This is a genomic window from Flammeovirga sp. SJP92 (genome assembly GCF_001583495.1).
GTDB lineage: Bacteria > Bacteroidota > Bacteroidia > Cytophagales > Flammeovirgaceae > Flammeovirga.
This window is the reverse complement of the sequence record NZ_LQAQ01000090.1, coordinates 108,334-123,805: the sequence shown is the minus strand read 5'-3', so window position 1 is coordinate 123,805 and position 15,472 is coordinate 108,334. Positions and strand designations below refer to the sequence as shown.

At 32.8% G+C, this 15,472-nt stretch carries 10 protein-coding genes; all 10 read right to left on the bottom strand.

Annotation, left to right across the window (positions count from 1 at the left end; all coding sequences use genetic code 11):
• Nucleotides 1-9: 9 nt before the first annotated feature.
• Genes AVL50_RS19380 through AVL50_RS19335 form a run of 10 tightly spaced genes read right to left on the bottom strand, consistent with a single transcriptional unit; the run spans nucleotide 10 to nucleotide 15,472 of the window.
• Nucleotides 10-744, bottom strand: a complete 735-nt coding sequence (locus AVL50_RS19380) for a hypothetical protein (protein WP_062618143.1) — start codon at nucleotides 742-744, stop codon at nucleotides 10-12.
• 2 nt (nucleotides 745-746) lie between these two features.
• On the bottom strand, nucleotides 747-1,832 hold the full coding sequence (locus tag AVL50_RS19375) for a hypothetical protein (RefSeq protein WP_157491449.1): 1,086 nt from the start codon (nucleotides 1,830-1,832) through the stop codon (nucleotides 747-749).
• Nucleotides 1,833-1,843: 11 nt separating this feature from the next.
• Complete coding sequence (locus AVL50_RS19370; protein ID WP_157491448.1) at nucleotides 1,844-2,431, bottom strand: hypothetical protein; 588 nt, start codon at nucleotides 2,429-2,431, stop codon at nucleotides 1,844-1,846.
• Nucleotide 2,432: 1 nt separating this feature from the next.
• Nucleotides 2,433-2,999: a hypothetical protein gene (locus AVL50_RS19365; protein WP_062618140.1), complete on the bottom strand. Its 567-nt coding sequence runs from the start codon at nucleotides 2,997-2,999 to the stop codon at nucleotides 2,433-2,435.
• Between the two features lie 4 nt (nucleotides 3,000-3,003).
• The gene (locus AVL50_RS19360) at nucleotides 3,004-3,270 is read right to left on the bottom strand and encodes a hypothetical protein (protein WP_062618139.1); all 267 of its coding nucleotides are present in this window, start codon (nucleotides 3,268-3,270) and stop codon (nucleotides 3,004-3,006) included.
• Nucleotides 3,271-3,282: 12 nt separating this feature from the next.
• Nucleotides 3,283-5,067, bottom strand: coding sequence for a phage baseplate assembly protein V (locus AVL50_RS19355; protein WP_062618138.1), 1,785 nt, complete (start codon nucleotides 5,065-5,067; stop codon nucleotides 3,283-3,285).
• A gap of 12 nt (nucleotides 5,068-5,079) precedes the next feature.
• Nucleotides 5,080-5,283 carry a hypothetical protein gene (locus AVL50_RS19350; RefSeq protein ID WP_062618137.1) on the bottom strand — a complete coding sequence of 68 codons (204 nt, stop codon included), beginning with the start codon at nucleotides 5,281-5,283 and terminating at the stop codon, nucleotides 5,080-5,082.
• 3 nt (nucleotides 5,284-5,286) lie between these two features.
• Nucleotides 5,287-7,140 (bottom strand): glycosyl hydrolase family 18 protein, encoded by a 1,854-nt coding sequence (locus tag AVL50_RS19345; RefSeq protein ID WP_082795922.1) that lies wholly within the window; start codon nucleotides 7,138-7,140, stop codon nucleotides 5,287-5,289.
• Between the two features lie 5 nt (nucleotides 7,141-7,145).
• Nucleotides 7,146-10,685, bottom strand: a complete 3,540-nt coding sequence (locus AVL50_RS19340) for a baseplate J/gp47 family protein (RefSeq protein WP_062618135.1) — start codon at nucleotides 10,683-10,685, stop codon at nucleotides 7,146-7,148.
• Nucleotides 10,686-10,696: 11 nt separating this feature from the next.
• Complete coding sequence (locus AVL50_RS19335; protein ID WP_062618134.1) at nucleotides 10,697-15,472, bottom strand: contractile injection system tape measure protein; 4,776 nt, start codon at nucleotides 15,470-15,472, stop codon at nucleotides 10,697-10,699.

Below are 15,472 nucleotides of genomic sequence, written 5' to 3'. Positions count from 1 at the left end.
TTGTATGATTTATTCAATAAATGACTCGTCCATAAACTGATCTTCCCAAAGTGACATCACATGATAGTTGGCGACAGTATTACCTTCGTAATTACCTTTTGTTCTCATTTCCAATCTGTAGTTATAAGTTTCACCTTTCCAACGAAACTCAATCATATTCCCTCTGGAACCATAGTAAGCCTGGGTAGTTCGAATTCTATCATGAGCATCACCAAAAGTACTGATTGCCTGCGCAATCACTAAAGCATATTTACCTGTCTTCTTTTTTCCTACCCCTGCCACAATTTCAAAAGCATGACACCCATTAAGATTTTCAATGATTGGATGCCATTTTCCATTAGCTTCCACACTGCCTTTATAAAGTGTTCCTACTCTTCCCTTGGCACCAAGGGTTGCTCCCACTTCTAATGAATGTTGAGGCTGTGGACAATTGACACCCACTTGACCTTCTTGACCAAAAGTCATAATACTTTCACCTTGAAGATTCTGTAAATGTAATTCTCTACTGCCCTGTCCTGTGGTAAAACTCCAGATTGGGCTACGATCTTCAATGTTCTTGAAAAAACTCACCAACTTATTAGTATCACCAACTGGAGAAAGCATTAAACCTTCATCCATACTTTTAGACAAGCCATCATCTAGTTTATTTACACTAGATTCTATCAAGTCATGAAAGTTTTCCTGAGATGGTAATTTCCCTTGGTTGAAAAAAGTTTTTAATGTATTTCTATCTAATAATGCCATATTTATTTTTTCTTTTTGAATCTGTAGAAGTAGTGCTGATAACCAAACTCAAATGTGATGAGATGATTACGGTAATCATTATCAATAAAAGCATAGGAATTAAGGAAGACATCTCCCTTATAGCGTTCTGACTCTAAGATTAAATCATGGAATGCATATTGGTATTGGACCAAAAAGTAAAATGCACCTCTTTTGTATTGTTTCTTAACTCCAATACCACCTCCAGCTCGGATTTCTTGTTTAAATCTCTTATCCATTACAGATCGCTGATCTGAGGTTGTTTCTGAACTCCCTTCTAAATTATAAGTTCCTCTAATACTTGCCTCTGCACTTAACAGCTGATTATAGCTACCCGATAATCTAATAAATGGATACAATGGTGAAGTGGTGATATCTTTTTCGTTTTCATGTGTCAGATAAATGTTCTTAGGGTGTTTTCTGAAATTAATATTGATCATCAAACCTGACTTGAAAAACTGTTGTTGTTCTTGATAAGTTGTTGACAATATGCCCAAAACATTTTTATCTCTTACCTCAACCGTCGACATTCTAAAGCCGGCAAATGCACCCCAATCAATCCAATGATAGAGATACATACCAAAGTTGATGTTTCCCTCAAATCCAAATTGCTCATTGTAATTACTTGATTCTACATCTTGTGTGATAACATAAGTTTGGTCAACTTCAACCATACTCATATTACCGCCAGCTTCTACACCATAATAAAAAGAAGGCTGTCTGTTGAAATTATTAAGTAATTCAATATATTCTTGAGGGTCATTTTCCTCATCTACAGTACAAAAAGGATTCGTTTTCAATAACTTTTTAATATCTGATTCCGCCTCTGTTTTCTTTAACTGATAGATATTACAAAGAGCTAACAGTTTGTATGCTTTCTCCTTCTGACTATCATTAAAACCGCCTTTCAGACAATCCCTCAATAAACCATCCACCTCTTCAATATTACCATTATCAAAAGCATTTTGAGCTTTCACCATTTTTTCGGCACAATCCATCTGTGCCATTACAGTTTGCTGTAGTAATAAGCTGAAGAGAAGTAATAGTATAGTTTTAAAATTCTTCAACATAATGTTAGTTTTTAAAGCAAAGGAGAAGCTATAGACTGATAGGCATTTTGCTGTTTCTGAATATTTTTCTCCACTTTTTGCATTTTTTTGATGGCTTTATCATAAGAGCTTTCATTACTTAAGAAAAAAGTAAATGGAAAAATGATAACATTTCCTACTTTTCTAAAAAATGAGTTTTTAACATAACCATATTCTAAATACAAAAGTCTCTCAAAATCCTTGCTTGCCTTTTTCTTAAATTTATAGTAGGGTTTGAGAGTTAAATCATTGACTGGTGCAATTTTATTTTCACAGCTCATACCATATTTATCTACTATTTTGAAAAGTCCCATTTCAAAAAATTCTGAAGTTTTTTGAAGAGAATCATTTTCAAATGTCAAAACATGCAATGACTTTTTATCATCTAATATAAAAAACCACAATTTATGGTGATTGATGGCTTGTAATTGGTAAGCATCTTTATCATTTTCTCCAACATAACTTGGCACAAAAGCTCTCACCTTTTCTACAATACCCTCTTTTTCTTGAGCAAACATTGCATTTTGAAAACTTCCTAATAGAAAAAGGAAAAGACTAATTTTTAAAATTTTACTCTTCATTTTAAACACTACCATTAAAACTTTCTTGACTATTTTGTGTAGAAGATTGAGAGTTTTGAGATTCATCTTTAGAAGTACTGCTAGAACCCCCGCTAGGCTCAAATTCTTGTGCGAAAGAAAAATCTACTTTAGCTCTCAATGGTTTTCCTTCATTACTCATCAATTCAAATGTGGTATTGAATGATGTCATAAGGAATTTATGATCAGATGCAATTCCAATGGTATCACTAGCAAAGGTTACAACCCTAGGTATTCTGTCTTTCACATTCATCAAACCATCTTGAATCAAATCTATCGTTGATCTAATATCAGGATCATTATCAACTTTATCATAAAGCATACCTGTATCATCTAAATATGCAGTAAATGAGAAATTCTTGTTGATACGTGAAACATCTGGACCATCTTTTATATCATCATCGCTACCTGAACTTTCTCCTTTCTTACCACTAGCAGGATTAGTAGGTTTTGGTTTTAACCCAGAAGCTGATACACTAGTACTTACATTTGTAATTGCTTTTAAGATAATTTTCGTTTTGTTATCGTCCAGTATTATTGTTATTTCCATTTGACTAATCTCCAATTAAAACATCATTACTCCCTTTCAATATTGTTCCAGCAGGCAATAAGTCTCCTGCCCTAACTGCTGGCTTACCCTCAATAAATACCGTATTGCTTGTTAATACTGGCTGGCACCCACATGGTAATGGCTGTACTCCCATTGCAGGTATTTTATTGATAAAAACAGTAGCATTAGGCACTAATGGTAAAACTAATGGTGGTGCCGGAGGGTGAGCTTTACACTCGTATGTATCTCCTAATCTTGCTGCAGGTTTCATATTTTTTACTTATTAATTAATAAATACTTGTGATCCTTTTAATTCTAACATCGTACCGGCTTCTACTCCCATTTTAGCTTGTGAAGCCAATGTAACTTCCTGCCCATCTACTGACAGACTACTTGCCGATTCTAGCTTCATCTCTGAAGCTGCTGTTAGGTTTATTTTATCTGCATTAATATTAACCTCACCATCTGGGCTATTGATATTAATGTTATTTTCTTTATCCAATATACATTCAGTCAAGACAGTATCTCCATCTGTAACTTTCAAATGAAGTATACCATTGGCTTGATCTAAAGTCACATGCGTACTTTCTGAATGCATATGTATTAATTCGTTTTCGTCATCAAACGCCAACTCTAAATTACTCTTAGTGACAATTGACTTATAACCTTCAGTACCAATATGCGGGTGCTCATCTGAGTTTTTGAATATTGATCCTAAAATGACAGGATTATCAGGATGACCACCTAAAAAACCAACTACAACTTCATCTTCCAATTCAGGTAACCAAAGAGTACCATGAGATTCTCCAGCATAAAAAGTGGCCAATCTTGCCCATACCAAAGGCTCCACATCATTAGACAAATCTGTTTGCATTAAAAGGGGCAATTCTACTTGTACTAAATACTGATCTGTAGCATGTTGATCACCGCTATCTTGAACTTGCTTTACAATCCCATGCTGTAATCCAGTAATAGCAAAATTTGTATCTAAAGTAGGTTGTTGGCTTGCTTGCTCTTCATCACTTGAAACCCCTAAAAGTAAAGTGGTTTTCCAATTGTCATTTTCAAGGTGCTGTTCAACTCCATATACAAATGCGTCTCCTTCAAGTATTGAACCTGCCTCAACAATGGTAACAAAGTCACCTGGTTTTACATCAACAGTTCCCTCTATTGTTATTCCACCTTTTACTTTACCCAGCTTACTTTCTTGAATTTTATGTGTCAGCCATTTCTTACGGATTGCTGTGTTTTCTTGCCCAAAAGAAATGACCTCTTGAGCACCAATATCTAACGCACCAGATACTGTTGCCGCATCCACACTAGTATCTCCTGCTTCAAAAGAGACAGATTCTGAGGATTCTTGTTCTATTATCATATCCTCAACATTGTATGTACTGATATTAGCGATATCATGCAGATCCTCAATATCCATAAACACATTAAAGCGAGTAGTTCGAATTGGGTTTATTTCCATTACAGGAGTTCCATCCCCCAGCACATCCTTCACAGACAATTCCTCTGCGGAAGGGCAAAACATACAGCCTGCTTGCTTTATTTTTGATAAGACAAACTCAAAATCATTTTGTTGATATTGAGTTATCCTACTGTCTGACTCCTCTTCTTCAATATCCATTTGATTATCGACTGTTAATCCATAATCGCTAAAAATCTTATCTACCACCTCTGGTAAGCTCAATGCAAATAAACGATTGATGACTCTACGCTTTAAGCGAAATACCGGATGCAGTACTTCAATCACCGTCATAAATTTTCTTCCTTTGCTTTGAGTGCCATACTTAGAAACTACACCTTCAAATATTAGTGATCTTTCTACAAAATCATTTTCGGCGTAAATTTTCACTTCATTAGATGGATATAAATCTTGTACAGATGAAAAATCTACTGACCTTCTTGAATTCATCAATGTAATACTACAATAAGGAGTATCATTAATAGAATAATTTATGCTCAGGTTTTTCAACTGATAAGAATAAAGTTCCAACTCACTACCGTTTGCTTCAATAGTTACTTTGGTTCGGGTATGATATAATTCGCTTTTCTTTGTCATTGTTCTTTGCTATTAAAACCTGCCAAATTTGGTTCCTAATATTCTTTGATCATTATCAATTTCTTCTTTACACTTCTCTGCAAGGCTTTCAATAAATTCTACAGGAAGCTTGTCAATAGATAGCTTTTGAATGAATTGATCCATCAGCTGTTCTTGAGTAAGGAAATCTTTCTTGATTTCGATCTTAATGTTTAGCTCTTTTATTTTTACAGACATAATCTAAGGCAATTCTTTTTTGATGAAAAATCGATAACTAAGGAAAAATAAGGCTAACCCTCCAAGGAGTATCCCACATATCATGAGTATTACTTCCTTTGCACTTACAAAGTCATAAGTGATCATAAATATGCCCAGACCAATGATTGTAAAGACTAAAATCAAAGTCGAACTGGCTACTTTCATTAATTTTGTCAGCCTATATCTGAAAGAAAGAAAAAATATGATGAAACATGAATTAACTCCCATCACACCTCCAAACATGTACATCAACATGCTTGGGTTTGTGAGAATAGTTTTAGGGTTTGAAATAATACGTAATGCATAGTTGATATATCTTCTGGTCTTACCCATTGAAAATCCAGACGGTGCATTTTCAGGTAAAACTGTGAAATTATCCTTTACCTTAATCCACATTTCTGGATTGCCATTATCAAAACCTAAAGCCCAGAAGCCAATTCCTTTTAATTCATGCTTTTTGATTAGATCAATTTTTTTCTGAAGAGTAACACTATCCTCAAACCATATTTGATGATACCTGCCCCATTCATCTCTGTAGACATGAAATGCACTTCCACTTAAGGCTTCTCGCTGTACAGGAATTCCTCCAATTTTCCCATCAATTTGTTTCTTAGTCAAGTAACCAACAAAATGACTTGCTTTGGAAGGATAAGTTAAATCTTCTGTGATCCATTCTGCACCATATAATGGAGAGGCTAAAATTAATTTATCAGAAGGAATTCCATCTACTTTATATTCTAAAACACTTCGTTCAATATTAAACTCCCACCAAAAATCACCACTCTCAATTGGTGCAACCGGACCTGCAATTGCACTGTTCTGACCATAAAACTCATATCCCATCACAATAAATTGATCTACATATGGTGTTAAACTCTGTATATCAAATACTCCGTTAAAATCTTTAGGAGGAATTGTCAGTGATATTTTGAATTTAGGGTTCGACTTTCTTAATGAGTTCGATAAATCGATAATAAAGTTGGTGAAATTTTGTCTTTGCTCTTTAGGGATATTTTCAAAATCTATATTAACACCATCGGCATTTCTTTGAAAAAGCAATGTCACTAATTTATTAATTAAGGCCTGTTGCTGTTCGTTTCTATTCTTTAAAAATGTTCTATTGTTATTATAGCCAAAATTGGTCACCGTCAGTAATACTTTACAATTGTGTAAATGCGCTGAGTCAATCAAGGCTGTAGTTTCCCAATCATGAATACTATAATAACTACCATCTACCGGATTCAATTCATAAGAGAAATATGCGATTGTGCTCAATAAAGAGAAATTATATGAATCATAACCTTTACCCATCCAGTACGGATGCCACCCAAATACTTCCACATTATCCAATAAATCATAGTTACCTTCCAAAGATTTATTGCTAACTAGGTTCATTTTCTTCTGCCATTCAGATTCTGTAAAATCTCCCTTTATCTTATTTTTCTTTACTTCTCTTAAACGGTTTTTCATCTGTAAAGTATCAATAAACGCTTTTTGCTCTAATGCCTCAATAGCCAAAGCAATTGAATCTTCTTCCGCTACACTCTCTTCTACTAAAACAGCATCTTCAGGAGCTGTATTTGTAGAATCCGTACTAGCTTCTGCTGCTTTTTCCTCTTCCGCTTCTTTTTGTTCTTTTGATGAGGCCTTTTCCTCTTCAGCAGGAGGTTCTTCATTAAATTGTTTTACGTAGTCTTGAAGCATAACCTTAAGACCTTTCTGCTCTTTTTTCTCCTCTTCTTTTTCTTCTTTTTGTTCTTGAGCATACATTGGTAATGAAGCAACAAGGAAGAGCATCAGTAATAGTATTTTGTATTTTTTATTTGTTTGTAACATGTTGCTTAGCTATATGAATTAACAATTAGATCCACTCCTAATTCTAGGTTATTGATACCTGCTTTATCATTATTTGGAATGTTGATATACACTTCATGACTTGCCGCAGAAGTAAGTACACTCCAGGGTTTTGATGCTTCAATAAAGCTATCAGAATAATCTTCTTGAGCTGTGTCTATTAATTTATATTTCCTCTCATTTTTCACTAAATGTACCATGGAAAGATGTTTAATCCCATCCACATAAGAAATTGTTTTTAAGTAACTTAATATATCAGAAAGGTGAAGTTTACCTCCAAGCACCAATCGGTTTGCATTTGACAATGATATGGTATCAATGTATTGTGTCAGTTGTTGCTTAATCTCATCCAAATAAAAGCCTTGTGTGTAACCTTCTTTTAATGAAATAGCTACATTTATTTTCACTGTTTCATAGATTGGAGAACAGATACTGAATTTCACATGAGGTGAAATAATATGTTTCAGAAAACGTTCCACTCTTTGTAATAAACTATTAGATGCAATTGGAAATTTTTCCTCAGATTTTGGAATAATGACAATTAACAATGATCTATTTTCTTCAGAAACTGGAATACAAATCACTTGATTGATTTCATGAAATTCTGTTAATAGAATACGTTCATAATCCCAAGTGGTAACGGGTCTGTTCCTATGTTTAATTGTTTCTGATACCCTATTGATAAAAGCACCACTTTCCTCTGCTCTTTTTCCTCCAAATGATGGCAATGGCTGTTCAATACTTCTAATACCAGGAAGTTTTGTATTGGATCTGAAAATAGATTGAGCTTCTAATTCTTTTCCAAAATCATAATGTTCTCTATCATCAGGTAAAATCAATCCAACTTTAACCACTTTGGAGTATACTCTTTCTATTACTGCATAATTTTCAATTACATTTGGAATATAAATCCGCAACCATAGTTTACCAGTTGGCTTCAATTGATGGTCTGTTGAATGTTCTGGAACTTTGATAGAAATCATACCTGTTTTTGAAAGGCATTCTGTTTCATCATTTAAAATATTGGCTCCAGCTATTTTTTCCCATTTATTATTATGTAATACCTCCCATTCAATCTGATGCTGACTTGTTTGTATTTCTTGATCAGTTGTAGATCTTATCTGAAACAAGAAAGATACTATATCTCCTTCAACCGAATTGTCAACTCCCAAATCAAGAATAATCCCCTCGTTGATTGCCGGAAGAAGTTTAGGGTTATCATCTTTAACAGGAACAATAATTTCACCTACACCATAAAAAAGCTTTGTTGAACTTTCTTCCTTCATCATTTTATTATCTAAAATGATAGATGTCTTAGCAATATAGTCTGCTTCTACTTTTTCAATGACAGGTATATAAGGTGAAGGAAGTTCAACATCCTTTTTCTTTTTAAAAGGATTAATACTCATTCCATTTTTAACCTGTGCTGTAAGTAGTTGTGGATAGACCAAATGACCAAATCCAATTTCAGGGCTTGAGATCGTCAGCTTCAAATAACCATTCTTAGCATAATTTGAAAACCCAGCTAGATCTTCCTTTTGAGCCTCTTCTATTGTTATAGGCGGTTGAAAGTTAATATCATTGAGGTCAGTTTGTTTAGAAATACCTCCAATATCTTCCACTTCTCCATCAGGATTATATCGGATATTCGAAAACATATTTCTCTCGTGAAGATTGGCCCATTTTCCTTGTTTAAGTTGGTCAATTTGAATTTTAAAGTTAGAGTTTTTTAATTCCTCTAATTCATAATTCTCATAATAACCAGTAAAACCATTGGGATGCATAGGTGAATTAAACCAGTTAATTCTTAAACTTAATTGTTCAATAGGTTTAAAAAATATCTCTGTACTTCCTAAAACTAAAAAATCACCTTGCTTAGGTTGATTTCCCCATGCATTATAAGGAATATCAGTTCCTAATTGTCCTTGCTGATTATAAGCTTTAAAACCTGTGTAACCGTTCACATAAGTTTGTATGACTACCCTATCAAGTACCAAATCTGACAAGAATGAATAGCCATAAAGGTATGTTTCTGTGTTAAGTGTAAACTTAAATACGGCATGGTCAAACATATCGCTTGAAGGAATACTCTTATTTGGTTTACAAACAGAAGGCTCATTGGCCTTGATAATCACCTTAAAAGATAAGGAATTAGGAGAATATTTTGAAGTAAGAAAAATAACCTTCTGTACTTTCACCCAACCATTTTCAGATGAAAAGTAAACATTGAAAATATCTCCAAAAATATTATTAAAAAGCTGTCTTCCACTCCACCCCGTTATTTCTCTTACATTAGAAATCAACTGGGTTAGTTTATCCATAGAAGTTTGCTTAAACTGGAAATTGAAAATAATTTCCCTATCTCCATTCTCCAATTGCAATATCTGATCACAAATACAAAAACTTACCGGCAAGGCTGATGACTCTTGATTGTCCCATAAGTTTCTATTGATAAACTCTCCTTCCTTAATTTCAGCTTCTTGCTGTCTTATTGCTGTGATTACTTTCAGAGGGAATTTTTTCCCAATGTGTTTGTAAGAAACATTACTCAAATCAAGATGAGAAACTTCTGAAGTATTAACCACTACTGGGTAATCTAATTGGTATAATATATTTTTTCGTAAAGCATCACTACCAGCAATAAATTTCGTCTTTGATGGAATTCTTGCATAACGAACGCCATCGTTTAATTTAAAACTCAAGTAAGTAAAATCTACTTTCTCTTCTTTTCTTTTTTCGTCTAATAATGAATTAAAATAAAGGTTAAGGTACCTGTTTGGAAAACTGTTCAGCATTTTCTGTGGATATTGATAGATATGCTGATAAGCCATGATCAAATCAATCTGTGGCTGATTAGTTGAAAGATTAATTAACTCATTGAAATATCTTTCAGAGTTTCCACTCATCAAAAATAGATTATCAATCAATCTAATATTTAATCTCTGACAGATTTGAGCTACTACGGCATGATCCTTTTTCTCTACAGAATATTCCTCAAATGAATAATCTATAAATTGAAAAATCTCGCGAATCAACCTTTGTACTTTAACCAAAACATCATGCAATACCTCATCTTCAATTAGGCACAAAAACTCAAGGTCTAGTTGAGTTGAAATTGCATTAAGAGTTGTATTTATATTCAAGAAAATCTCTGAGTCGAAAAGCTGTTTCTTACTATAATTTTTTATCCATTTATGGTAATAATTAAGTAATTCATAAACTAAGAAAACACCTTGTTTTAAGAATTTAAGTTTCTTCTGAGGGCGATTAAACTGTCTTACTTTTTGAAAAATGATATTATTTTTTTTCTGAAAAACGGAAATATCGAGCTCTTTCAACTCAGCAAGAACTGAAAAATCAGAAAAAAGTATTGTGTACCAGTAATCCCTAGCTTCCTGTCCTACCTCTTCTAAGTACTGAAAGTTATTCGTTAGTATATCTCTTAAATCGACGTCATTAAGTTGAAAGCCTTTGTCCACTAATTGTGATAACTCCCTACTGTCCTGACTTGTACCATTGTAAATCATTCTTAAAAAGTTTATTTACCCCACTCACAAAAAATCTTACACTCCATCCAAGGCAACATATTAATCTTAATTGACCATGGTAGCATCTTCATAAAGATGTCGTAGGTATTGGGTTCTACATCTAAATACCAATCGTCTTTAAATGTGATTTGTCCATCCCTTATAAAAAACATGATTCTTAAACTATCCGGCTCCATTTTCTTCAAGGCCCCCCAGTGAGTAATAACTGTCTTTAGAAGATGATCCGCTCCTTCTTTTTCCTCATCTGTCAATTCAAAGTCCAATGTTATGGGAGTTTCAATATCAACCCCGCATAAAATCTTCGGAAGAATCAGTTGTCTGTCATCATCTACTAATAGGTTTTTCTGTGCCAAGTAAAGCAACAAGCCAATTGCTTTTAGTAAACTCTCTTCGTCCTTAAAAGCTTTATTGTCTTCTGTTAGCAAACCTTGATGTTTCAAGAATAATGGCAGATAAGGAACCAAAATGATTAGACCTGCATTTTGCACCTCTATAGTCATATTTTTCCTCTGTGGAATAGATTGCTCAAACTTATCGTTTAGTTCTTCGATATGTTTGTTGTCAATTGTTAGCTTTAATAGTTCACAAGTTATTTTATAAATTTTTGTTCGACTGAAATTGATTTGTGGAAATACAGTTTCTATTCTTTTAACGATCAAACCTGCTTGTAAAGTATCCTGATGTAGTAGTGAATAGAAAATATCATTCTGAAGTAATTTTATATAGTCAGCAATTTGTATTGCTGTAAATAATTTTGAAAATGTCTGATTCAAATTTTGTTCAAGCTTTTGTAGCTGTTTAGCAAAGCTTGTTTTATAACTCAAACTCAAATAACAGAAGATTTTATTCTTTTGTCTCACAGAATAAGAGTTATGAGCATCTAATTCGCTTCGATGAAGTTTTTTGAAGTATTGAATTAAAGCTTCTTTTTGTTCCAGATCGAATAAACCTTCTTTTCGGTTAATAATTAACTGCAACCATAATTGAATCTCCAAAGATGAAATACTTTCATAATTCGTTTTAGAGATTAATTCAGTATTTCCTTCTTTTACCCAATCAATCATAGCTTCAACCTTCTTTCTATCCTCTTCTTTAAATTGATAAACAATCGCATTTATCGCATTGATTAATTGTAAAGTAGAGTTTAATGAAGGCTGATGTAATTCAAAGATCTCTCTTAGGTAAGTAATACCAAGTACATTCTCTTCTATATCTAATTGTATAGTTTGAGAATTCACTAAATTAGTAATAATTAAGACTTTCTGCGATTGAATAGCACTAAAAGAAATCTGAACTTTATTTTGATCAGAGAAAATAAAGTCTTTCCAATCAACTGTACTTACTCCCTCATTTAAAGATACAACTCCCAACATTAATTTTACTTTTGTTTCTAATGTGGGGAAATATTTAGCTACTAATTTCACAAACTCATCGGTCGTTTTTACATTGTATTGCTGTTGTTGACTGAAAAACTGATATAAAGTGATTATAGTTGTATTATTTGCAAATAATGCATTACCGAGTTCAGTTTTATCAAATAATGTAAAAAACAACTTTTCGTCTCCGGCTATAATTAACTCCATTATGATTACAATGGAAGCTGAAGAAATTAAAAGTTTTGTTTTCTCTCCTTTTGAAAGCTGTTCGCTGAGCTTAAAATACGTAATGATATCCTCTCTTTTTTCTTCAATTGATACAGATTGTTTTAAAATTTGCTCAAGAGTTAATTGAGAAGCATTTTTAGCCAATTTTTTTTGAATAACTGATCTTACTTGATCTTCAAAAGCTGGGAATTCATTGGTAACAAGTTGAATAAAATTCTCTTCTTGTTCTGTCTTTTTATCTGTAAAATATTCTAAATATAACTGATAAGTTGACTGCACACTTTCAGCATTAGAAAATAGTTTAGTTCCAATCAGCTTTCGACTGAAAACATCAAAAAAACTAGATATACTAGTTACTGAAAATAGCTGAAAAACTATTTCAATTTCCGTTGTAGAAAGTAATAATTTTGTCCTTTTCTTTTTGCTGATTTTAAGATCTTTCTTAAGATAATCCATAAGTATCACCAATTGCTTATTGATTCTTTCGGACTGTTTATGAAGAAGATCAATCGCTAAAGCAACATTTTTTTCTTTGTCTATATATTGAATCCCTCCTACTATTTCATTGTACTCAAGAATTGCTCGGACTTGAGTTTCAAATGTTGGGAAGTAGTCTGATATAACTTCTACAAAATCATCCAATGATACAGAATTGTTATTGGATTGATCAATAAAAAATTGATAAAGCTTAATGACATCATTTTTCTTAGAAAGCAAAGAGCTTCCAAGGGTTATTCTATCAAACAATTCGAAAAATTGAGCTGTTGAAGAGTCTTTTTCGCTTGAGATGATCAATTCTAGAATTATTTCTATACTGGCTGAAGAAAGTAAAAAGATTGTTCTTTCTTGTTTAGTTACCTGAGGACGTCTCTTGAAAAATGATACTACATCAGCTCGTTTTACATGGATTGAGTTAGAAGTTTGAAGCAACTGTTTAAGATTGAAAGCAATATCTTCTTTCTGAAAATTAGGACTAGTATTCCCTTCATTCTCCAATTCTAAAGACTGTAATATTGCTCTACCCTTACTTCTAAAAGAAGGGAAAAATGTCATAATCACTTTCACAAAATCCTCTGCAGAAGCTGTAGGTTCTTGTGAAGTATAATATTGATACAATGCTGTAACACTCTTCTTATCAGAAAATAATGCTAATCCAATTTGTACTTCATCAAAAATTTCAAAAAAGTCTGTAATAACTTTTTGCAGAATTACTCCAAAGATTGTTTCTTCAGTAACAGTTGATAGTAAAAAGTTCGTCTTTTCAAGCTTTGTCAACTGTGAATTGCTTTTGAAATGATCAAAAACTTCCTTCAATTCTCCCTTCAAATCATTCCTTTTATTTGAAGGTTTATCCATCAATAATGCCGTTACATCTTCGATCTCAGGAATATTCAAATCATTGACCAATCGATCAAATTCAATCAACATTGAAGTTTCATTCTTTATTGAAGGAAAACTTTCCACAATGACACTCACAAACTCTTCAGATGTAATTGGAGCGTTAAAAGAATGTCTATTATAAAACTGGTAAAGTTTTAATACCTTTTGAGCATCAGTAAATAATGCTTTTGCTATTATTTTTTGATCAAATTGCTCTAAAAACACAGTACTTTCACTCTGTAATGCCAGTACAAATATTGTTTCTAAAGAAGTCGAGGACAGCAGTAATTGAGTCTTCTCTTCTTTAGTTAAAGAAGAGAATAAGTTGAAGTACTCTAACACTTCAGCCCACTTCTGATCAAATTTTATTGATTTTTTTAATAGTTGTTCTGGAGAAAGTAATAATTTCAACAGCAAAAGTTCATAGGTTAGCACTTTTCTTAGTTCAACATCTAATTTTTCTCCTAGTGATGAAATTAGAAAAGTTCTAACATGAGCAATCTCTGTTGAATCCGTTACCTGCTGAATTAATTTACTATTCAAAAAGCCCTCAGGTTGATCTTTGATGATCGCAAATAATAATTGATGAATGATTGCATTATCACCAATAAAATAGAGTTGCGGGAACTTCTTTAATCCTTTTATCTTTCTCTCGTTTGTTCTCTGAACAATCACCAATAAGAACTGGAACAGTAAAATGGGATTTGCAGACAATTGAGACTCAAAAGCAGGGTCTAATTCTTTTTTCAACAGAAAGCTTAAGACTTGTTGCTCAATAAATGATGCTTTCCACTGCGAGAATTCCATTAAAGTTAAAACATCTTCTTCAACTTCTTGAGCCTCTATTTCATTTTCAAGCTTAGAATTTTTTGAACAAAGTGATTCCTCTAATAAAAGAAGTTGCTGTTCGACTTTCTTTTCTTTTACAAACAAGCCTCTTCTAAGCTTATTTCTTTGTTTTTTTATGTAAAGCATCAATTCTACTTTACATAATTCCGTTAGCCTCAAATTACTATTTACTATATTTAGTATAGTATCAACAATTGAAGGCTTAAAATTTCTTTTTAATACTGCTCTTAAGATACTTTCCTGAAAGGTTTCTCCTACATCACTGCTCCTAACCCCTTGGTTATATACCTGTAATAAAACTATTTTCTTTTCCTCTTTACTCATACCACTTAGTACATCTCTTAAAAGAGGATACTTTGCTAAAAGCTGAAGTAGAAAATCATCCAATAAGTTTTTCTTATTTATAAAAGCAAGAAAAGAATATACATTATATTTTTTCTTCAAACACATTAAATGCCATACCTGAGTAAGAACAGATAAATTATTTTTATTCTCAATCTTACTTAACTCCTCCTTTAGTCTGTCTTGATCGTACCATGGCATAATGCCAGTAGTTAAAAACACTAACAGACACTCTTCTTTTGACAATTCAGTATGTGTAAAACTCTCTCTATCTCTTTTCAATATTTCTTCTACACTAGAAGGCGCACTTTTATTATCAGCGGTAATTCTGTAGTTGTATTCATGAAGCTTATCACTCAATACCCTTTGTACGGTGGAATAAGTATCTTTCTGATAATTCAAAATAGTTGAAGAGAGTGCAATATTCAATTGATCAATATAAATAGTACTATCAGCATATTTATCCACCTCCTTTTCGACCATAGGCAACAATTGGGATTCAATAAAGTTCGTTAGCTCCAACTTTATAATCCCTTCATGTAAAGAACCTTCTGATATAAAATCTATATTTACTTTGACCAATTCGTTCAT

Coding starts and splice junctions, on each gene's coding strand:
- AVL50_RS19380 (WP_062618143.1), bottom strand. CDS start 744: ATGGCATTATTAGATAGAAATACATTAAAAACTTTTTTCAACCAAGGG.
- AVL50_RS19375 (WP_157491449.1), bottom strand. CDS start 1,832: ATGTTGAAGAATTTTAAAACTATACTATTACTTCTCTTCAGCTTATTA.
- AVL50_RS19370 (WP_157491448.1), bottom strand. CDS start 2,431: ATGAAGAGTAAAATTTTAAAAATTAGTCTTTTCCTTTTTCTATTAGGA.
- AVL50_RS19365 (WP_062618140.1), bottom strand. CDS start 2,999: ATGGAAATAACAATAATACTGGACGATAACAAAACGAAAATTATCTTA.
- AVL50_RS19360 (WP_062618139.1), bottom strand. CDS start 3,270: ATGAAACCTGCAGCAAGATTAGGAGATACATACGAGTGTAAAGCTCAC.
- AVL50_RS19355 (WP_062618138.1), bottom strand. CDS start 5,067: ATGACAAAGAAAAGCGAATTATATCATACCCGAACCAAAGTAACTATT.
- AVL50_RS19350 (WP_062618137.1), bottom strand. CDS start 5,283: ATGTCTGTAAAAATAAAAGAGCTAAACATTAAGATCGAAATCAAGAAA.
- AVL50_RS19345 (WP_082795922.1), bottom strand. CDS start 7,140: ATGTTACAAACAAATAAAAAATACAAAATACTATTACTGATGCTCTTC.
- AVL50_RS19340 (WP_062618135.1), bottom strand. CDS start 10,685: ATGATTTACAATGGTACAAGTCAGGACAGTAGGGAGTTATCACAATTA.
- AVL50_RS19335 (WP_062618134.1), bottom strand. CDS start 15,472: ATGAACGAATTGGTCAAAGTAAATATAGATTTTATATCAGAAGGTTCT.